The sequence below is a fragment of the Catellatospora paridis genome, assembly GCF_009720365.1.
In the GTDB taxonomy this organism is placed as follows: Bacteria; Actinomycetota; Actinomycetes; order Mycobacteriales; family Micromonosporaceae; genus Catellatospora; species Catellatospora paridis.
In genome coordinates, this window is record NZ_ML769324.1 from 1 (window position 1) to 19079 (window position 19079).

16 protein-coding genes and 1 pseudogene are annotated in these 19079 nt (G+C 72.8%); 6 read left to right on the forward strand and 11 right to left on the reverse strand.

What is annotated here, in order from left to right; all coding sequences use genetic code 11:
- The 3 genes and pseudogenes from F9C41_RS27090 to F9C41_RS27100 all read right to left on the reverse strand — a co-directional run.
- Window positions 1-756 (reverse strand): annotated as a pseudogene (locus tag F9C41_RS27090) (hypothetical protein); the annotation flags it as partial.
- A complete protein-coding gene (locus F9C41_RS27095; protein ID WP_155389684.1) occupies window positions 753-980 on the reverse strand; it encodes a hypothetical protein in 228 nt (75 codons plus the stop codon). The pseudogene F9C41_RS27090 and the gene F9C41_RS27095, both read right to left, overlap by 4 nt.
- Window positions 977-2380: a replication-associated recombination protein A gene (locus F9C41_RS27100; protein ID WP_155389685.1), complete on the reverse strand. Its 1404-nt coding sequence runs from the start codon at window positions 2378-2380 to the stop codon at window positions 977-979. The genes F9C41_RS27095 and F9C41_RS27100 overlap by 4 nt, the downstream gene beginning before the upstream one ends.
- Window positions 2381-2454: 74 nt before the next feature.
- Here F9C41_RS27100 and F9C41_RS27105 point away from each other — a divergent pair, with 74 nt between their 5' ends.
- Entirely contained in the window at window positions 2455-3186 is a 732-nt protein-coding gene (locus F9C41_RS27105) for a GNAT family N-acetyltransferase (RefSeq protein ID WP_155389686.1), read from the forward strand.
- A 22-nt stretch (window positions 3187-3208) separates the two neighbouring features.
- Here the strand turns inward: F9C41_RS27105 and F9C41_RS27110 are convergent, their stop codons facing one another.
- The 4 genes from F9C41_RS27110 to F9C41_RS27125 all read right to left on the reverse strand — a co-directional run bounded on the left by F9C41_RS27110 (window position 3209) and on the right by F9C41_RS27125 (window position 7450).
- On the reverse strand, window positions 3209-3928 hold the full coding sequence (locus F9C41_RS27110; protein WP_155389687.1) for a M50 family metallopeptidase: 720 nt from the start codon (window positions 3926-3928) through the stop codon (window positions 3209-3211).
- 78 nt (window positions 3929-4006) lie between these two features.
- Entirely contained in the window at window positions 4007-4813 is an 807-nt protein-coding gene (locus tag F9C41_RS27115) for a sugar nucleotide-binding protein (protein ID WP_155389688.1), read from the reverse strand.
- Complete coding sequence (gene aspS, locus F9C41_RS27120) at window positions 4813-6606, reverse strand: aspartate--tRNA ligase (RefSeq protein WP_155389689.1); 1794 nt, start codon at window positions 6604-6606, stop codon at window positions 4813-4815. Before aspS ends, F9C41_RS27115 begins: the two co-directional genes overlap by 1 nt.
- A 262-nt stretch (window positions 6607-6868) precedes the next feature.
- Entirely contained in the window at window positions 6869-7450 is a 582-nt protein-coding gene (locus tag F9C41_RS27125; protein ID WP_155389690.1) for a hypothetical protein, read from the reverse strand.
- Window positions 7451-7509: 59 nt separating this feature from the next.
- Between F9C41_RS27125 and F9C41_RS27130 the strand changes: the two genes are divergently transcribed.
- Both F9C41_RS27130 and F9C41_RS27135 read left to right on the forward strand, forming a co-directional pair.
- Window positions 7510-8205, forward strand: coding sequence for a response regulator transcription factor (locus F9C41_RS27130; RefSeq protein WP_155389691.1), 696 nt, complete (start codon window positions 7510-7512; stop codon window positions 8203-8205).
- Window positions 8202-9527 carry a sensor histidine kinase gene (locus F9C41_RS27135; RefSeq protein ID WP_155389692.1) on the forward strand — a complete coding sequence of 442 codons (1326 nt, stop codon included), beginning with the start codon at window positions 8202-8204 and terminating at the stop codon, window positions 9525-9527. The genes F9C41_RS27130 and F9C41_RS27135 overlap by 4 nt, the downstream gene beginning before the upstream one ends.
- Before the next feature lie 158 nt (window positions 9528-9685).
- On the opposite strand, the gene F9C41_RS27140 is transcribed toward F9C41_RS27135, so the two are convergent.
- The 3 genes from F9C41_RS27140 to F9C41_RS27150 are packed head-to-tail and all read right to left on the reverse strand — an operon-like array spanning window position 9686 to window position 13363.
- Window positions 9686-11248 carry a glycoside hydrolase family 3 protein gene (locus tag F9C41_RS27140; RefSeq protein ID WP_155389693.1) on the reverse strand — a complete coding sequence of 521 codons (1563 nt, stop codon included), beginning with the start codon at window positions 11246-11248 and terminating at the stop codon, window positions 9686-9688.
- Between the two features lie 54 nt (window positions 11249-11302).
- On the reverse strand, window positions 11303-12637 hold the full coding sequence (hisS, locus tag F9C41_RS27145; protein WP_155389694.1) for a histidine--tRNA ligase: 1335 nt from the start codon (window positions 12635-12637) through the stop codon (window positions 11303-11305).
- Between the two features lie 30 nt (window positions 12638-12667).
- The gene (locus F9C41_RS27150; RefSeq protein ID WP_155389695.1) at window positions 12668-13363 is read right to left on the reverse strand and encodes an MBL fold metallo-hydrolase; all 696 of its coding nucleotides are present in this window, start codon (window positions 13361-13363) and stop codon (window positions 12668-12670) included.
- Window positions 13364-13643: 280 nt separating this feature from the next.
- Here F9C41_RS27150 and F9C41_RS27155 point away from each other — a divergent pair, with 280 nt between their 5' ends.
- From F9C41_RS27155 to F9C41_RS27165, 3 genes are all read left to right on the forward strand, one after another.
- Window positions 13644-14588: a peptidylprolyl isomerase gene (locus F9C41_RS27155; RefSeq protein WP_155389696.1), complete on the forward strand. Its 945-nt coding sequence runs from the start codon at window positions 13644-13646 to the stop codon at window positions 14586-14588.
- Window positions 14589-14614: 26 nt separating this feature from the next.
- Window positions 14615-15433 carry a peptidylprolyl isomerase gene (locus F9C41_RS27160; RefSeq protein ID WP_155389697.1) on the forward strand — a complete coding sequence of 273 codons (819 nt, stop codon included), beginning with the start codon at window positions 14615-14617 and terminating at the stop codon, window positions 15431-15433.
- A 156-nt stretch (window positions 15434-15589) separates the two neighbouring features.
- Complete coding sequence (locus F9C41_RS27165) at window positions 15590-16405, forward strand: peptidylprolyl isomerase (protein ID WP_155389698.1); 816 nt, start codon at window positions 15590-15592, stop codon at window positions 16403-16405.
- 101 nt (window positions 16406-16506) lie between these two features.
- Here F9C41_RS27165 and F9C41_RS27170 read toward each other — a convergent pair whose 3' ends face one another.
- Window positions 16507-18780, reverse strand: coding sequence for a RelA/SpoT family protein (locus F9C41_RS27170; protein ID WP_230690071.1), 2274 nt, complete (start codon window positions 18778-18780; stop codon window positions 16507-16509).
- Between the last annotated feature and the right edge of the window lie 299 nt (window positions 18781-19079).

Genomic DNA, 19079 nt, shown 5'->3' on the forward strand with positions numbered 1-19079 from the left:
CGGCGGCGGCTCCATGGGCGCGGGCTCCGGGCGGCCCCGGCGCGGCTCCTCGGCCTCCGGCCGCCCGGCGCGCCGGCCCGCAGGCTCGTCCGCGACGTGGCGGCGGCTGCCGGTGTCGTCGGCGGCGGCACGGCGACCGGTCGGCTCCTCGGCGGCACGCCGGCCGACGGGCTCCTCAGCGGCACGACGGTGACCGCCGGTGGGCTCGTCGTCGACGCGGCGACGCCCGGCGGACGTGTCCTCACCGGCGCGGCGGCGGCCCGCAGGCTCCTCCTCGGCGCGGCGGCGACCGGTCAGCGTGTCCTCGCCGGCGGGACGCTGCCCGCCCGGGTCCTCACCGGCACGCCGGCGACCGGCGGGCTCGGCATCGGGCCGCCGGCGGCCCGCAGGCGGCTCCTCCGGGGTGCGCCGACGGCCGCCCTGGGTGTCCTCACCGGCACGGCGGGTGCCACCCGCGGTGTCCTCGTCACGGCGGCGCGCCGGGGCCTCGCCGCCGCGTGGGCGGCGCGCGGCGTCCGCCGGAGCAGCGGGGGCACCAGGGGCACGGCCCGCCGGCGCGTCGTCGCTCAGCGCGCTCAGCTTGTCCCAGCGGCTGCTGCCGCCGTCGGTGAAGTCGCTGTCGTCGAACTGGTCCTTGGCCTGCTTGGCGCCGCGCAGGTCGTCGAGCCAGCCGGTCTCCTCCTGCGGGACCTCCTCGCCCTCACCGCCGCGGCCCTTCTTCCGGCCCCGTCCGTCGGTCGCGTCGGCCCTGCTCATCGCTTCTCCTCGCTGCGCTCGTCGGCGCGCTGAGCTGCACTGAGCCTCCAGGCTCGATCGCTGCGCTCACTCACCGAATTCTCCTCGCTGCGCTCGTCGGCGCGCTGAGCTGCACTGAGCCTCCAGGCTCGATCGCTGCGCTCACTCACCGAGTTCTCCTCGCTTCGCTCGTCGGCCCGCTGAGCCGCACTGAGCCCTATGGTTCGCTCACTGCGTTCGCTCACGGCTTCTCCTCGCTGCGTCCGGTGTTGCCGGTCCCCCGGACCACGGCGCGGAGTTTCGGCAGGCGTTCGGCGATGTGCCGTTCGCCACCGTGTCCGGTGGGACGGTAGTAGTCCACGCCCACCAGATCGTCGGGTGGGTACTGCTGACCCAACACACCCCGGGCGTCGTCGTGCGGGTAGCGGTAGCCGATGCCGTGGCCCAGGCCCTTGGAGCCCGCGTAGTGCGCGTCGCGCAGGTGCGGGGGCACCGAGCCGGCCTTGCCGGCCCGCACGTCGGCGATCGCCGCGAAGATGGCGGTGGTGACCGCGTTGGACTTGGGCGCGGTCGCCAGGTGCGCCACCGCCTGCGCCAGGTTGAGTTGCGCCTCGGGCAGGCCGACGTGCTGCACCGCGTACGAGGCGTTCACCGCCGCGGTCAGCGCCGTCGGATCGGCCAGGCCGACGTCCTCGCTCGCGAAGATGATCAGGCGGCGGGCGATGAAGCGCGGGTCCTCCCCCGCGGTCAGCATCCGCGCCAGGTAGTGCAGCGCCGCGTCCACGTCCGAACCGCGCATGCTCTTGATGAACGCGCTGATCACGTCGTAGTGGGCGTCGCCCGCGCGGTCGTAGCGCAGCGCGGCGACGTCGACCGCGCGTTCGGCGGTGGCCACGTCGATCTCGGGCACGCCGGCGCCGTCGTGGATCGCGAGCGCGGAGCCGGCCGCGGCCTCCAGCGCGGTGAGCGCCTTGCGCACGTCGCCGCCGGCCAGCCGGACCAGGTGGTCCTCGGCCTCGGGGGCGATGGTGACCGTGCCGCCCAGGCCCCGCGGGTCCGTCAGCGCGCGGCGCACCAGCCCCCGCACGGCGTCGTCGTCCAGCGGCTTGAGGGTCAGCAGCACGCAGCGCGACAGCAGCGGCGAGATGATCGAGAAGTACGGGTTCTCCGTGGTCGCGGCGAGCAGCGTCACCGTGCGGTCCTCGACCGCGGCCAGCAGCGAGTCCTGCTGGGTCTTGGTGAACCGGTGCACCTCGTCGATGAACAGCACGGTGGGCGCGCCGCCCGCCCGGCGGCGCCGGCGCGCGGTGTCGATGACCTCGCGCACCTCCTTGACCCCGGCGGTCAGCGCGGACATCGCCACGAAGTGCCGGTCGTCGGCTTCGGCGACCAGGTGCGCGATCGTGGTCTTGCCGCAGCCGGGCGGCCCCCACAGGATCACCGACATCGGCGCGCCCCCCGCGACCAGGCGGCGCAGCGGCGCGCCCGGGGCCAGCAGGTGGTCCTGGCCGACGAGTTCGTCTATGCCGGACGGGCGCAGCCGGACTGCCAGCGGGGCGTCGGCCGACGGCGCCTCGAACCCCGGCGAGCTGATCGACCGATCAGCCGGCGTGGGCTCCAGGGAGAAGAGGCCGTCGGTCTGCATCACGCAGACGATACCCGGCACCGCGACAGGCCGCCTCAGCCGATCTTCGCCGAGCCGACCGGTAAGGTGGCGGTGTGGCGATCACCCCTGACTTCATCGGACGTGACGACCTGCTCGCGAAGGTGGACGACCACCCGTACGCGCGCCTCACCGCAGGCGGTGACGACGTCCGGGGCTATCTGCTGGACGGCGCGCTGGCCTGGACCTCGCTCGGCCCGTGGGGCCCGGTCGCGGCGTCGCTCGGCGCCGCCGCCCCGGTCGCCGCGCTGTTCGCCGGCCTCGCCGCCGACGGCGCGCTGACCCCGGGCACCTGGCTGCACCTCCCCCGGATCACCCGCACCGAGGCGGCGGCGCTGCCCGCCGACACGCACGACGACTGGGATTACCTGTGGACCGCCGACGCGCCCGCGCCGCACCCGGGCGAGGCCGGCGTGGTCGCCCTGGACGCCGCGGAGCACGGCGACGTCGCCGCGGTGCTCGACGACGCGCTGCCCGACAGCACCAGCCGCCCCGAGGACCCGCGTATCCGGCAGTGGTACGGCATCCGGGAGGGCGGCCGGCTGGTGGCCGTCGCGGGCGACCGCAGCCTCAACGGCGTCGGCTTCCTGGCCGGCATCGCCGTCGCCTCGGCCGCGCAGGGCCGCGGACACGGTGCCGCCATCACCACCGCGCTGACCCGGCGCCTGGCCGCCGAGTTCGGTGTCAGCTCGCTGGGTGTGATGTCCGACAACACCCGCGCGCTGACCCTCTACCGCCGCCTCGGCTACACCGAGTCGATCCCCCGTACCTCCGTGCGCCTCGTCTGACCCGCCCCGTGCGCGCCGCGCGTCACCAGGGCAGTGCCGCCTCCGGCAGCAGGTCGAGCAGGTAGGCCCCGGCGAGCACGGAGCCGACGGTCCAGAGCAGGAAGACGAACACCCAAAAGCCGCCGGGCAGCCGGGTGATCCCGGCGAGCTGGTCGGGGTCGGAACGCATGCCGCTGCCCCGGCGCCGGTGCAGCTGCACCTCCACCACGGGCCGCACCCCGCCGATGAGCAGGAACCACACTCCGGTGTACGCGAACAGCGCCTGCCACGGCCCGGTGGCGTACCAGGACACGGCGAACACGGCCGCCCCGGTGGCCAGGATCAGCAGCAGCCCGTAGAAGTTGCGGATCATGATGAGGATCGGGACCAGCAGCAGGATCGTCAGCCACAGCAGCAGCCGGATGTGCCCCCGGTCGAGCAGGGCCGCGCCGCCGATGCCGAGCAGCGACGGGGTCGCGTACCCGGCGAGCAGGGTGACGGCCATGCCGATGCCGGTCGGCTTGCCTTTCATGATGGTCAGCCCGGACGTGTCCGAGTGCAGCCGGATGCCGCGCAGCCGCCGCCCGGTGAGCACCGCGGCGGCCGCGTGCCCGCCCTCGTGCGCGATGGTGATGGCGTTGCGCACCACGCGCCAGGTCGTGTTCACGCCGACCAGTGCCAGCGCGATCAGTCCCGCACCGGCCACGACGCCGAACGGGGGCAACGCCTGCGCGCCGAGGATGTCAGCGAGGGGGATCGACATCAGCGCACCTTACCCGCGCCCCACCACCCGCACGATCCCCCGCCCAGTCCGGCTGCGGTTTCGGGACGACCGGGCGGGTCAGGCGAGGACTTCGGTGACGCCGCGGAGGCGGGTGCGCAGGAGGGACTGGGCGAGGGTGGTGTCGAGGCGGACCTCGGCCGGGGAGATGAAGCCGCGTTCGAGGGCGGAGCCGCCCGGGACCCGGTCGGCGGCGACGCCGTGCTTGGCGGCGACGCGTACGCCCAGCTCGTGGCGGCTGATCGGCTCGGGACCGGCCACGTTGAGGATGCCGCGGAAGTCGCCGTCGGCCAGCTCCAGCAGCGCCGCGGCCAGGTCGTCCACCGCGATCGGGTGCCGGATGTGGTCGGTGAACAGCACCCCGCCCACCCGTCCGGCCGCCATGTCGAGTGCCAGCTGGTGCTGCTTCGAGTCGTCGTCCCCGATGATCAGCGAGGTGCGCGCGATGGCGGCGTCCGGATGCACGGCGAGCACCGCGGTCTCCGCCGCGGCCTTGGCCGCACCGTACGGATACACCGGCTCCGGCAGGTCGGCCTCGGTGTACGGGGCCGGGCGGCCCTTGAAGATCGCGTCCGAGGACACGTGCACCAGCCGCGCGCCGGTGCGCGCCGCGGCCGCCGCCACGTAGGCCGCGCCCAGCGCGGTGACCGCCCAGTCCGACTGGACGTAGCTGGTGTGCACCACGGCGTCGGGCCGCAGCTCGTCCAGCAGCAGGTCGACGGCCGCCCGGTCCCGGACGTCGAGCGGCACCAGCCCTTCCACCGAGGTGGAGTGGCTGGTGCCGGTCACGTCGTGCCCCGCCTTGCGGGCGAGGGCGACCAGGCGGCCACCGGTGTAGCCCGAACCTCCGGTGACCAGGATCCGCATTACTTCGCGGCGGCCTTGGCCTTGGCGGGGTCCTCGCCCGGGGCCTTCGGCTTGGCGTCCACGCCGGCCTCCAGGCGCTGCTGCCCGGTGATCGGGGTGGGCGCTCCGGTCAGCGGGTCGAAGCCGCCGCCCGACTTCGGGAACGCGATGACGTCGCGGATCGAGTCCACGCCGGCCAGCAGCATGCAGACCCGGTCCCAGCCCAGCGCGATGCCGCCGTGCGGCGGCGGGCCGTACGCGAACGCGTCGAGCAGGAAGCCGAACTTGTCCTTGGCCTCCTCGTCGGTGATGCCGAGCAGGGTGAACACCCGCTTCTGCACGTCGCCGCGGTGGATACGGATCGAGCCGCCGCCGATCTCGTTGCCGTTGCAGACGATGTCGTACGCGTACGCCAGCGCCTTGTCCGGGGCGGTCTCGAAGTTGTCGATCCAGTCCTCGTTCGGCGAGGTGAACGGGTGGTGCACCGCGGTCCACGCGCCCTCGACGACGCCCTCGCCGGGCACCTCGACCGGCTCGAACATCGGCGCGTCGACGACCCAGCAGAACGCCCAGGCCGACTCGTCGATCAGGTTCGCCCGCTTGGCGATCTCGATGCGGGCCGCGCCGAGCAACTCCTGCGCGTGGCGGCGGGTGCCCGCGGCGAAGAACACCGCGTCGCCCGGCTTCGCGCCGACGGCGTCGGCCAGGCCGGCCAGGTGCGCCTCGGACAGGTTCTTGGCGACGGGGCCGCGGGCCTCGCCGGTCTCCGCGTCGAGCACCACGTAGGCCAGGCCGCGGGCGCCGCGCGCCTTGGCCCAGTCCTGCCAGCCGTCGAGCTCCTTGCGGGTCTGCGCCGCGCCGCCGGGCATGACGACCGCGCCGACGTACTCGGCCTGGAACACCCGGAACTCGGTGCCCTCGAAGTACTTCGTCAGCTCGGTCAGCTCGACCTGGTAGCGCAGGTCGGGCTTGTCGGAGCCGTAGCGGTTCATCGCGTCGTGGTAGGTGATGCGCGGGATCGGCGTGGCGATCTCGTGGTTCGCCAGCTCGCGCCACAGCGCGCCGACGATCTCCTCGCCGAGTTCGATGACGTCGTCCTGGGTGACGAACGACATCTCGATGTCGAGCTGGGTGAACTCGGGCTGCCGGTCGGCGCGGAAGTCCTCGTCGCGGTAGCAGCGCGCGATCTGGTAGTAACGCTCCATGCCGGCCACCATCAGCAGCTGCTTGAACAGCTGCGGCGACTGCGGCAGCGCGTACCACGCGCCGGGCTGCAGGCGGACCGGCACCAGGAAGTCACGCGCGCCCTCGGGCGTGGACCGGGTCAGCGTCGGCGTCTCGATCTCCAGGAAGTCGCGGGCGCCCAGCACCTCGCGGGCGATGGCGTTGGCCCGCGAGCGCAGCCGGATGGCCTTGGCCTGGTTGGCCCGGCGCAGATCCAGGTAGCGGTGGCGCAGGCGCGCCTCCTCGCCGACGGTCACGTGCTCGTCGATCGGGAACGGCAGCGGCGCGGCCTCCGACAGCACGGTCAGGTCGGTGACGGTGACCTCGATCGCGCCGGTCGGCAGCTCGGGGTTCTCGTTGCCCTCGGGACGCGTGCCGACGGTGCCGGTGACCTTGACGCAGTACTCGTTGCGCAGCGCGTGGGCCTGGGCCTCGTCGCGGAACACGATCTGCACGATGCCGGAGGCGTCGCGCAGGTCGATGAAGGTCACTCCGCCGTGATCACGTCGCCGGGCCACCCAGCCGGCGAGGGTGACGCTCTGGCCGGCGTGCTCGGCACGCAGACTGCCAGCGGTGTGGGTACGGATCACGATGCTCTCCTCGGACTGCGGAAACACGCCGCGGAACGCGGTGCGGCGCCAGAGGTCATTCTCGCATGTGCCCGGGTTCGCCCTGCCGCGAGCGCGGCCTACCTGAAATCCGCCTCAAACACGGCCCAAGAAGGGCTTAGCGAGCTTTGTCCCCGGCCCGGCGGATCCGAGGCTCATTCGCATGATGTCCGCGCTCCGCGCCCCGTCCGGGCGCGCCGTCTCTCACCCGGCACGCCCCCGGAGCCGCCGCGCGTTTCCGCCGTCAGCCGACGGTGGACACCTCCGAGTAGGGACGCCCCTCCCACCAGATCGCGTCGACGACGATCTGGTCGGAGGCGCGGTGGAACTGCACCACCACCCGCTCCGGATCCGGCTGCGAGGTGGCCACCTGGTAGTCGCCGCGCGGAGTGGCCGATACGAGATACACCCGTTCGTGTGCCATCCGGATCACCGCGGTGCCGCCCTCGGTCGGGAAGCTGCGCAGATACGACCGCGAGCCGTCGGACTCGGTGAACACCTGCCAGCCGTCGACCGTCATGGCCGGTGACGGCTGGGGCTGCCCGGGTTTGCCCGCCGCGGACGGCGACATGCGCGCCGGGGCGGGGGAAGCGAGCGTCGCCGCAGGCGGCGTGGACGGCGACGGCATCGGCACGAGAGTGACGGTCGGGACCGGACGCGACGGCGTGACCAGCGGCGCGGGCGCCTGCGGCGGCAGCGCCTCCAGTCGCAGCGGCACCGGCTCGGGCACCGCCGTGGCCAGCACCGGGCCCAGTCCCACCCAGACCACGGCCGCGGCCGAGGCGGTCACCGCGGCCCAGCCGCCGACGTACGTCGCCGACCTCAACGCAAACGGCCACCCCGAACCCATCCCGCTATCTAACAGCTTCCGATACGGTGCGAGCCATGCCCCTCGTACTCGTCGTGGAGGACGACCCCGCCATTCGCGACGCGCTCGGCAACGCCCTGACCGTCGCCGGATACGCCGTGCAGACGGTCGGCACCGCGTTGCAAGGTCTGAAATCGCTGACCAGCGAACGCAGCGAGCGACCCGACCTGGTCATCCTCGACCTCGGACTGCCCGATCTGGACGGTGCCGACGCCCTGCGCATGATGCGAGCCGTCAGTGACGTGCCGGTGATCATCGCGACCGCCCGCCGCGGCGAGCACGACGCCATCCGCCTGCTCAACTCCGGCGCCGACGACTACATGACCAAGCCGTTCTCCGCCGCGCACGTGACCGCCCGGGTCGCCGCGGTGCTGCGCCGCAGCCAGCCCCGCAGCGAGTCCGCCGACACCGTGGTCGAGATCGGCCCGCTGCGCATGGACGAGAGCACGCGGATGGTCACCCTGGACGGCACCCCGCTGACCCTGACCCGCAAGGAGTACGACGTGCTGGCCTACCTCGCGGCCCGGGTGGGCCGGGTGGTGACCCGCCGCGAGCTGTTCACCGAGGTGTGGCAGCAGCCCTTCGTCGGGGCCGACCAGACCCTGGACGTGCACCTGTCCTGGCTGCGGCGCAAGCTCGGCGAGACCGCGGCGCAGCCGCGCATGCTGCGTACCATCCGCGGGGTCGGCGTGATGCTGGTGCCGCCGTCATGAGGGCGACGCTGGCCCGCGGCGCGCTCGCCGTGACGTCGATGGTGGCGCTGGCCTTCCTCGTGCCGCTCGCCCTGGTCACCAAGCAGATCGCGGAGGACCGGGCGCTGCTCGACGCCCGCCAGCAGGCCGCCGCGGTGGTCACCGCGCTGGCCGTGTCGACCGACCCGGCGGTGCTGAGCCGGGCCATGGCGGCCACCGCCGACGGCCCGCGCCAGCGCCTGGCCGTGCACCTGCCCACCGGGGTATCGCTCGGCGCGAGCCGGGCCGAGATGGCCGACATCAAGCTGGCCGCCGACCGCGGCGGCTCGCTCACCGCGCCGGTCGAGGACGGGCTGGTGTACCTGCAGCCGGCCGCGCTCGACGGCGCCCGCAACGCGGTCGTCGAGGTGTTCGTGCCCGAGGCGGACCTGTCCCGCGGCGTCGCCACCGCCTGGTGGTCCATGGGCGCGCTGGCGGCGCTGCTGGTCGCGGTGTCGGTGGCGCTGGCCGACCGGCTCGGCTGGCGGGTGGTGGGCGCGACCCGGCAGCTCGCCCGCGCCTCGCGGGCGGTCGGCTCCGGCGACCTGACCGTACGCGTCGACCCCGCCGGGCCGCCCGACCTGGTGGAGGTCGGCGAGGCGTTCAACGCCATGGCGGACCGGCTCAACGCGGTCATCGACGCCGAACGCGAACGCGCCGCCGACCTGTCGCACCGGCTGCGCACCCCGCTGACCGCGCTGCGCCTGGACACCGACGCGCTGCCGCCGGGCCCGGAGAGCGATCGCATGCGCCAGGCCGTCGAAGCCCTCGACGCCGAGATCGACGCGATCATCGCGGGCGCCCGCCGCACCGCCGCCGAGCGCGCCGCCGAGGAGACCGACCTGGTCGACGTGGTCGCCGACCGGCTGGCGTTCTGGGCCGTGCTCGCCGAGGACCACGGCCGCCCCTGGCAGGTCGTCGGCGCGGACGAGCCGGTCTGGCTGCCGGTGCCGCGCACCGACGCGATCGGCGCGGTCGACGCGCTGATCGGCAACATCTTCCGGCACACCCCGCACGGCACCGGATTCCGCGTCACCGTCACCCCCGACGCCCTGGTGGTCGAGGACGGCGGCCCCGGCATCGCCGACGCCGACGCGGCCCTGCAGCGCGGCGTGAGCGGCGGCGGCTCCACCGGCCTCGGCCTGGACATCGTCTGCCAGCTGGCCCGCCAGGCAGGCGGCAGCGTCGCCGTCGACCACGGCGACCTGGGCGGCGCCCGCGTCACCATCACCCTGACCCCGCTGGCCCCGGCTGCCCCCGCCCACGCCGCCGCCGTCCGCTTCCGCCGCGGCCAACAAGCCTGACGCCCCGCAAGCAAAAACACCCACCGCCGGCCGGACCACCCCTCCTTCAATAGACGTTGGCCTATCTGGATGAGAAATTCGCGATCGAACTCATCCAGATAGGCCAACGTCTATTGCGTGCGGGCGGCCGGCCCGAGCGGCCGGCGGCGCAGGGTGGCTCAGTGCGCGGAGCCGGCGAGGGCCTCGGCGGCGGCCTGGCCGCAGACGGCGGCTGCGCCGTACGTGGCCAGGTGTACCGCGCCGACGGGTGCGCCCGCGGCGACGCCCATCTCGACCACGACCGTCTCCGGGCGGGCCGCGACGACGGCGTCGATCAGGTGCGCCAGCCACGGGTGCCGGTGCGGATCGCGGCACACCAGCACCGGCACGCGCCCGTCGGCTCCGGCCAGCACGTCGGCGATGGTCGCCCGCTCGTCCAGGCGTACCACGGTGGTGTCGGGCCGCAGCTCCCGCAGCGGCGCGCCGACGCCCCACGGCGTACGCGCCTCGATGGCGAGGTTCATGGCGACGCCGAACTCGACCACGTGCGCGGGCGCGGCCAGCGGCAGTGTCCCGTCCCCGGTGACGCGCAACGCGCGGCGGGCCGCGGCCAGGCCGATCTCGGGACGGTCCGCGGCGTGCCAGCGGGCCGCGGCGGCGGCGCGCTCGCTCCGCTGAGCGGCGCTGTCGGCGGCGAACGCGGCGACCCGCGAGGCCGCCTCGGCCAGCCGGCTCTCCGGCAGCTCGCCGTTGACCACGGCGTCGACGATGCTGGTGCGCAGCAGCTCGACGACGGCCTCGTCGGAGCTCTCGCCGCCGACGCAGATGGCGTCCGCGCCCCCGGCGATGGCCAGCGCGGCCGCGCCGCCCAGGCCGTAGCGCTGCGAGACCGAGGCCATCTCGATGCCGTCGGTGACCACCAGGCCCTTGAAGCCGAGCTGCTCGCGCAGCAGGTCGATGAGCACGGACCGGCTCATGGTCGCCGGTCGCTCCGGGTCCAGCGCGGGCACCAGCAGGTGCGCGGTCATGATCGAGCGGACGCCGGCGTCGATCGCGGCGGTGAACGGCGGCAGCTCGACCTGGCCGAGCCGGGCGGCGTCGACCTCGATGACCGGCAGCCCGTGGTGGGAGTCGACGCCGGTGTCGCCGTGGCCGGGGAAGTGCTTGGCGCAGGCGGCCACGCCGGTGGACTGCAGGCCTCGGATCCAGGCCGCGGTGTGCCGGGCCACCAGGTCGGGGGTGCCGCCGAAGGAGCGTACGCCGATGACCGGGTTCGCCGGGTTGTTGTTGACGTCCGCGGCGGGCGCGTAGTCCAGGGTGATCCCGGCCGCGGCCAGCTGCGCGCCGATGTCGGCGGCGACGGCCTCGGTCAGCGCGGGGTCGTCCACCGCGCCCAGGGCGTGGTTGCCGGGCCGGCGGCTGCCGTGCTCCACGTCGAGGCGGGTGACGTCGCCGGACTCCTCGTCGACCGCGATGATCACATCGGGGTTCTCCGCCACCAGCGCCGCGCTCAGCGCCGCGACCTGGTCCAGGTCGACGATGTTGCGGGCGAACAGCACGACGCCGCCCAGCCCGTCGTTGAGGCGGCGGCGCAGCCAGTCCGGCGGGGTCGTGCCGACGAAGCCGGGCTGCAGCACCGCGTCGGCCAGCCGGAGCAGACCACGATCGTGCAGGTGGGGCCGCTGTCCCGGCGCTGTCGTGGTGCCCAGCGCCGGGGACGTGCGGTGGTCTGTCGTGGTCATGCGCGTACGGCCCCCGTTTCAGAGTCGAGGACCACACACTATTACTTAAGTTTCCTAATTAAAAGTCCCCTCCACCACCGGGATGAGATCCACCGCCGGAGGTGTCCAGTTTCCGGCCGACGCCTCGACCTGTTCGCCTGATCGGATGTCCTTCACGGTGTCCGCCGCGTCCTCGGCGCCGGGGAACCAGACGTACGGGATACCGCGCCGGTCGGCGAACTTGATCTGCTTGCCGAACTTGGCCGCACTCGGCGACACCTCGGTCGCGATGCCCCGTGCCCGCAGCTGCGCCGCGATCCGGTCACACGCGCGGCGATCCTCCTCGGCCGACACCGCGACCAGCACCGCGGTCGGCACCGACCGGCTGGCCGACAGCGCGTTCTCGCCGAACAGCACGCCGAGCAGGCGGCTCACGCCGATGGACAGGCCCACGCCGGGGAACCGGTCGTTGCCGGAGCTGGCCAGGTTGTCGTAGCGCCCGCCGGAGCAGACCGAGCCGTAGCGCTCCAGCCCGGCCAGCTGCGTCTCGTAGACCGTGCCGGTGTAGTAGTCCAGTCCGCGCGCGATCTTCAGCTCGGCCCGGCACAGGCCCGGCGCGTGCGCCCCGGCCGCCTCCACGACGGCGGCCAGCTCGGCCAGGCCCTCGTCCAGCAGCGGGTCGGTGACGCCGAGCTTGTGCACGTCGTCGACGAACGAGGTGTCGGCGGCGGAGATCTCCGCCAGTGCCAGCACCAGTTTGGCCTGCGACTCGGTGACCCCCAGCGGAGCCAGCTCCGCGGTCACCCCGGCCGGGCCGATCTTGTCGAGCTTGTCCACCACCCGCATCACCGCCTCCGGGTCCACCAGGTCCAGCCCCTGGTAGAAGCCCTGCAGCACCTTGCGGTTGTTCACCATGACGGTCGGCTTGGGGATGGGCAGCCCGGCCAGCGCGTCGCCGATCACCAGCGGCAGCTCGGCCTCGTAGTGCGCGGGCAGCGTGTCCCGGTCGACGATGTCGATGTCGGCCTGCACGAACTCGCGGTAGCGGCCCACCTGCGGCCGCTCGCCCCGCCACGCCTTCTGGATCTGGTAGCGGCGGAACGGGAAGTGCAGCTTGCCGGCGTTCTCCAGCACGAAGCGCGCGAACGGCACGGTCAGGTCGAAGTGCAGGCCGAGGCTCGCGTCGGAGGTGTCCTCGCTTTCGGCCTGCAGCCGGCGCAGCACGTACACCTCCTTGGAGGTCTCGCCCTTGCGCAGCAACTGGTCGAGCGGCTCGACGGCGCGGGTCTCCAGTGACGCGAAACCGTACAGCTCGAAGGTGCGGCGGATGTGGTCGAGAAAGCGCTGCTCGATGATGCGCTGCGCGGGCAGCCACTCGGGGAAGCCGGACAGCGGCGTGGGCTTGCTCATGAAAAGGTCACTCCAAGGGAAAGTCTTGAGTCAGAAGCCCCGGCGGGGCGCGTCGCCGACGGTCAGCAGGTCGCGCAGGAACGGGTTGCGCGCGCGCTCGCGGCCGATGGTCGTCGACGGCCCGTGACCGGGGAGCACCACGGTCTCGTCGGCCAGGGTCAGCACCTTGTCGCGCAGGCTCTCGGCCATGCGCGCCATGCTGCCGCCCGGCAGGTCGGTGCGGCCGATGCCGTCCCGGAAGAGCACGTCGCCGGAGAAGCAGAGCGGCTCGCCCTCCTGGCCCGGCATCCGGAACATCACCGACCCGCCGGTATGGCCCGGCGCATGGTCCACGGTGATCTCCAGCCCGGCGAGGCTCAGCACGGCTCCGTCGGTCAGCTCGGCGACGTCGTCGGGCTCGGCGTAGGGCAGCCGCCCGCCGAACATGGCGCTCAGGTCGACCGACAGCGCCTTGGCCGGATCGGCCAGCAGCTCGCGGTCGGCCGGGTGGATCCAGGCGGTGATGCCCCGGGCCCCGCACACCGGCGTGACGGAGAAGGTGTGGTCCAGGTGCCCGTGGGTGAGCACGACGGCGGCCGGCCGCAGCCGGTGCTCGGCGAGGACCGCGTCGAGGTGGTCCATGATCCCGATGCCCGGGTCGATCACCACGCACTGCTCGCCGGGAGCGCTGGCGACCACATAACAGTTGGTCCCGAACGCCTGTGCCGGAAAGCCCACCACAAGCACGACAAAACCCCTCTCCGCAGACTTCAGCGCCCAGCCTAGTGCCAGTGGGGGCATCGACCGCCGACGGCACGGACGCCACAGAAAGCGATCATCCGTCACAGAACGAGGACAGGCATACGTGTTTCTCAGCGTTTACCCGTACACTCGCTCGGACGTGTGGCGCGGCCCACGCCCGGCGGAGGCCGGCGCGGCGCGTGATGCGACACCAACCCCCTAACGTGATAAAGGTGACACAGCGGACATGCTTCGCTGCGGTCAAATGGTGACAGGAGGAGCTCGGGTGGCTTCCAGCAATACCCGACAGCGCAAGCTGGCCCGCGCCAAGGTCGACCGGCAGATGGCTCGCCGGGCCGATACGGAGCGCCGCTCGCGCCAGCTCAAGGCGGTGTTCGGCGGACTGTTCGCGATCGTGCTCGTCGGCGTGCTCGGGGCGTGGAGCCTCGGCGCCTTCGACGCGAAGCCGACGGACACGGTCGCCGAGACCTGCGCCTGGAACCCGCTGGATGTGGCGGGCAACCCGTCCCTGAAGGACGCGGGCAAGCCGGCGACCAGCGGCATGCCGACCTCGGGCACGTCCGCGATGACGGTCGCCTTCGACGGCGGCAACATCGTCGCCGAACTCGACCGCACCGCCGCCCCGTGCGGCGCGGCCAGCCTGAAGTACCTCGCCGACAGCGGGTTCTACAACGGCACCAAGTGCCACGAGCTGACCCACGGCGAGGGCGACTTCGCGCTGGCCTGCGGCGACCCGTCCGGCACCGGCAACGGCGGCGCGGCGTACTCCTGGTGGATGGAGAACCCGCCGGCCACGGCCGAGGACCCGAGCGCGGCGCCGTCGACCAGCACGAGCGCGGCCGCCGCGGCGACCCCGAGCCCGAGTGCGAAGGCGGCGGCCCGTTACCCGGCCGGCACGGTCGCCATGACGCCGAACGTCAACGGCAGCCAGTTCGTGATCTTCTACCAGGACTCGACGACCGAGACCGCGTACTCGATCGTGGGCAAGCTGACCTCCGGCCTCGACGTCATCAAGAAGATCGCCCAGGCCGGCACCACCGCGAACGAGGCGGGCGAGGACACCAAGCCCAAGCAGGACGTCGTGGTCAAGACGCTGACGGTGGTCGACACCACCGCCCCGGCTTCGCCGTCCACCCCGGCCAGCCCGACCGCACCGGCCCCGTCCGGTGCGGCCACCACCCCGAAGCCGTCGGCCTCGACCGCCAGTTGATCAGTAGTTAGCAGGAGGACAGACCCGTGAGTTCCACGATCCAGCGCCAGCGCGCGGCGGCCCGCGCGCGGCTTGAGCGCCAGATGGGCGAGCGGCTGGAAGAGGCCCGCAAGCGCAAGCAGCGCAACGCCGTGATCGGTGCGGCGGTGGCCCTGCTGCTCGTCATCGGCGGCACGATCTGGCTGATGAAGGTCGTCGGCGGCGACGACCAGACGCCGGCGGCCACCCCCAACGCGCTGCCGGACGGCCAGGTGTGCACCTGGGCGCCCGACGCCGCGGGCAACCCCAACCTCAAGGACGTCGGCACGCCGCCGACCGAGGTGAGCGCCAAGGGCAAGCAGACCATGACGATCACCACCAGCGCCGGCGTGGTCGAGATCGCCGTGAACACGGCCAAGGCGCCGTGCACGGCGGCCAGCTTCACCTACCTGGCGGGCAAGAACTTCTTCGACAACACCAAGTGCCACCGGCTCACCACCGAGGGCATCAAGGTGCTGCAGTGCGGCGACCCGTCGGGCACCGGCATGGGCGGCCCGTCGTACAAGTTCGCCGAGGAGAACCTGCCCAACGTGACCGACCAGGCCACCGCGTACCCGGCCGGCACGGTCGCCATCGCCAACACCGGCCAGCCCGGCAGCAGCGGCAGCCAGTTCTTCCTCGTCTACGGCCCCTCGCCGCTGGAGTCGAAGTACACCGTGCTGGGCACCATCACCAAGGGCCTGGACATCGTCGAGAAGATCGGCGCCGCCGGCGCGGTCGACAAGGACGGCAAGGCCATCGGCGACGGCGCACCGAAGACGCCGGTCACCGTCACCTCGGTGAAGATGACCCCGGCCGAGAGCTGATCGACGGTACGGCAGCAGTCGAAGAGGGGCGGGGCCTGACGGCCCCGCCCCTCTTCGCGTCCCCGGTCCCTCGGCTGTGGACACGGCCGGTCTCACCGCCGATGCACGGGATGCCGGAAGGCGCTACGCTGCGGTTCCACCTGTGACAGGAGACCCGTGGCCACTCCCCCCTGGACGCCCGACGCCAGCTCGCACCAAGCCCCCGACGCGCAGCGCCGCGGCACCAGCGGCTGCCTGATCGCGGGCGTCGTCACCGCCATCGTGGTGGTGCTGATCTGCGCGGTCGTCGCCGCCGTCGTGCTGGTGCAGCGGCTGCGCGACGAGGCCGTACCCGGCGCCGCGCCCGGGACCGAGCCGACCGCCGCCGCGAGCGCCCCGACGGGCGGCGCCTGCCGCTGGCTGCCGACCGACGAGGCGTCCAACCCGAACATCAAGAACGTCGGCACCCCGCCGACGACCGTGCCGACGACCGGCGTCCAGCAGCTCACCATGACCACCAACCGCGGTGTGGTCAAGGTGCGAGTCGAGACCGCCAAGGCGCCGTGCGCGGCGGCCAGCATCACCTACCTGGCGGGTCGAAAGTTCTTCGACGGCACGAGGTGCCACCGCCTGACCACCGAGGGCATCAGCGTGCTGCAGTGCGGTGACCCGTCCAGCACCGGCATGGGCGGACCGTCGTACCGGTTCGCCGAGGAGAACCTGCCCACGGGCGCCGACCCCTACCCCGTCGGCACGCTCGCCATGGCCAAGACACAGGACCCCGCCACCACCGGCAGCCAGTTCTTCATCGTCTGGGGCCCGACCCCGATCGCCCCCGAATACACCGTGCTCGGCACCGTGACCTCGGGTCTGGACGGGGTGCAGGAGATCGGCAGGCAGGGCGCGGTCGACCCCGCGGGCCAGGCCGCGACCGACGGGACGCCCAAGTCGCCCGTCACCATCACCAGCCTCACCGTCACCCCCGCGGCCTGACCAGGCCCCGCGACCCGGGCCTCGGGGCCCTGGGGACAACTCATAACGACTCGCGCCCTCGTCGACATGACGAGGGCGCGAGTCGTTAAGGGTTGCGGCGGTCAGGCGCCGGAGGTGACGCGGTAGGCGTCCATGACGCCCTCCACGCCGCGTACGGCGTTGAGCAGGTGGCCCAGGTGCTTCGGGTCGGCCATCTCGAAGCTGAACCGGCTGACCGCGATCCGGTCACGGGTAGTGGTGACCGTCGCGGACAGGATGTTCACCCGCTCCTCGGACAGCGCCCGGGTGATGTCGGCCAGCAGCTTGTGCCGGTCGAGCGCCTCGACCTGGATGGCGACCAGGAACATCGAGCCCGCGGTCGGCTTCCAGGTGACCTCGACCAGCCGCTCCGGCTGCGCCTTGAGGTCGCCGGTGTTCACGCAGTCCTCGCGGTGCACGCTGATCCCACCCGAGCGGGTCATGAAGCCGTACACCTGGTCGCCGGGCACCGGGGTGCAGCAGCGGGCCAGCTTGATCCAGACGTTGGACACGCCCTTGACCGCGACACCCGGGTCGTGGCCGGGAGCCCGCGTCCGGCTGGGCCGGGTCGGGATGGTGGACTCGGCGATGTCCTCGACCGCGCCCTCCTCGCCGCCGTATCCGGCGACCAGGCGCTGCACCACCGACTGCGCCGAGACCTGGCCCTCGCCGACCGCCGCGTAGAGCGAGGTGATGTCGCTCAGGTGCAGCTCACGGGCGATGGCCAGCAGGCCGCCCGCGGTCAGCAGGCGCTGCAGCGGCAGACCCTGCCGGCGCATGGCCCGGGCCAGGGAGTCCTTGCCCGCGTCGATGGCCTCGTCGCGGCGCTCCTTGTTGAAGTACTGCCGGATCTTCGTGCGCGCCCGCGAGGACTTGACGAAGCCGAGCCAGTCCTGGGTGGGGCCCGCGCTCTCCGACTTGGACGTGAAGATCTCGATCACGTCGCCGTTGGACAGCACCGACTCCAGCGGCACCAGTTTGCTGTTGACCCGCGCGCCGATGCAGCGGTGGCCGACCTCGGTGTGCACCGCGTACGCGAAGTCGACCGGCGTGGAGCCGTTGGGCAGCGCGATGACCTCGCCCTTGGGCGTGAAGACGAACACTTCCTGGCTGGACAGGTCGTGGCGCAGCGCGTCGAGGAACTCGCCCGGGTCGGACGTCTCGCGCTGCCAGTCCAGCAGCTGGCGCAGCCAGGTCATGCCGTCGATGTGGCTGGACGGGCCGACCACCGTGGAGTTGGCCTTCGGGCCCTCCTTGTACTTCCAGTGCGCGGCGATGCCGTACTCCGCGGTGCCGTGCATCGCGTGGGTGCGGATCTGCATCTCGACCGGCTTGCCGTTGGGGCCGATCACGGTCGTGTGCAGCGACTGGTAGAAGTTCATCTTCGGCATGGCGATGTAGTCCTTGAACCGGCCGGGGACCGGTTGCCAGGCCGCGTGGATCACGCCGAGCGCCGCGTAGCAGTCGCGCACGGTGTCCACCAGGATGCGCACGCCGACGAGGTCGTAGATCTCGTTGAAGTCGCGGCCGCGCACGATCATCTTCTGGTAGATCGAGTACAGGTGCTTGGGCCGGCCGGTGACCTTGGCGTTGATCTTCGAGCCGCGCAGGTCGGCCTGCACCCGGTCGGTGACCTGCTTGAGCAGGTTGTCCCGCTGCGGGGTGTGGTCGCTGACCAGGCGCTGGATCTCCTTGAAGCGCTTGGGGAACAGCGTCGCGAAGGACAGGTCCTCCAGCTCCCACTTCACCGTGTTCATACCGAGCCGGTGCGCCAGCGGGGCCAGGATCTCCAGCGTCTCGCGCGCCTTCTGCTCCCGCTTGGCCACCGGCAGGAACGTGAGCGTACGCATGTTGTGCAGCCGGTCGGCGAGCTTCACGACCAGCACCCGCGGGTCCTTGGCGGTGGACACGACCATCTTGCGGATCGTCTCCGCCTTGGCCGAGTCGCCCAGCTTGACCTTGTCGAGCTTGGTGACGCCGTCCACGAGCAGCGCCACCTCGTCGCCGAAGTCGGCGCGGGCCGCCTCCAGGGTGTAGGGCGTGTCCTCGATGGTGTCGTGCAGCAGCGCGGCCACCAGGGTGGTGGTGTCCATGCCGAGGTCGGCCAGGATGCTCGCGACGGCCAGCGGGTGCGTGATGTACGGGTCGCCGGACTTGCGGAACTGGCCCTCGTGCCACTGCCGGGCCGTCTCGTACGCCTTCTGCAGGACGCGGATGTCGGCCTTGGGGTGCGCGGCCCGGTGGGCGGCGATGAGCGGCTCCAGCTCCTCGCTGACGCTGGCGGACTGCCAGGGCGCGTTGAAGCGGGACAGCCGGGCGCGCACGCGGCGGCCCGAGGGCACACCGGCGGCGAACATGCCGAGCTGGTTGGTGCCGGGGGCGGCCCGCACCTCAGGTGCGGTGGCGCGCTCCTCCGGACCCCGGTCGGCCTCGGCCGGGGACTGCTCGTTCGTGTCCGGGAAGGGCAGCACGGCTGCTGCCTCGCGCTTGGCGGGCTCGGCCGCCTTCGCGCCCTTCGCCGCCTGGGCCTTGTCGGGCCCGTTCCCGGCCGGTGACGTCTCCGCCACGGCCACGCTGGGGGCGACTTCCTGAGACAACGGCCGCTCCTTCGAGTGAGGTTCGGATAGCCCATGCTACCTGTGTTCGGGCTCGTCGG

What these genes read in the sequence shown, in the direction of transcription:
- F9C41_RS27100 (WP_155389685.1), bottom strand. Translation starts at nt 2,380, where the DNA reads ATGCAGACCGACGGCCTCTTCTCCCTGGAGCCCACGCCGGCTGATCGG.
- F9C41_RS27135 (WP_155389692.1), top strand. Translation starts at nt 8,202, where the DNA reads ATGAGGGCGACGCTGGCCCGCGGCGCGCTCGCCGTGACGTCGATGGTG.
- F9C41_RS27115 (WP_155389688.1), bottom strand. Translation starts at nt 4,813, where the DNA reads ATGCGGATCCTGGTCACCGGAGGTTCGGGCTACACCGGTGGCCGCCTG.
- F9C41_RS27170 (WP_230690071.1), bottom strand. Translation starts at nt 18,780, where the DNA reads ATGTTCGCCGCCGGTGTGCCCTCGGGCCGCCGCGTGCGCGCCCGGCTG.
- F9C41_RS27130 (WP_155389691.1), top strand. Translation starts at nt 7,510, where the DNA reads ATGCCCCTCGTACTCGTCGTGGAGGACGACCCCGCCATTCGCGACGCG.
- F9C41_RS27140 (WP_155389693.1), bottom strand. Translation starts at nt 11,248, where the DNA reads ATGACCACGACAGACCACCGCACGTCCCCGGCGCTGGGCACCACGACA.
- F9C41_RS27110 (WP_155389687.1), bottom strand. Translation starts at nt 3,928, where the DNA reads ATGTCGATCCCCCTCGCTGACATCCTCGGCGCGCAGGCGTTGCCCCCG.
- hisS (WP_155389694.1), bottom strand. Translation starts at nt 12,637, where the DNA reads ATGAGCAAGCCCACGCCGCTGTCCGGCTTCCCCGAGTGGCTGCCCGCG.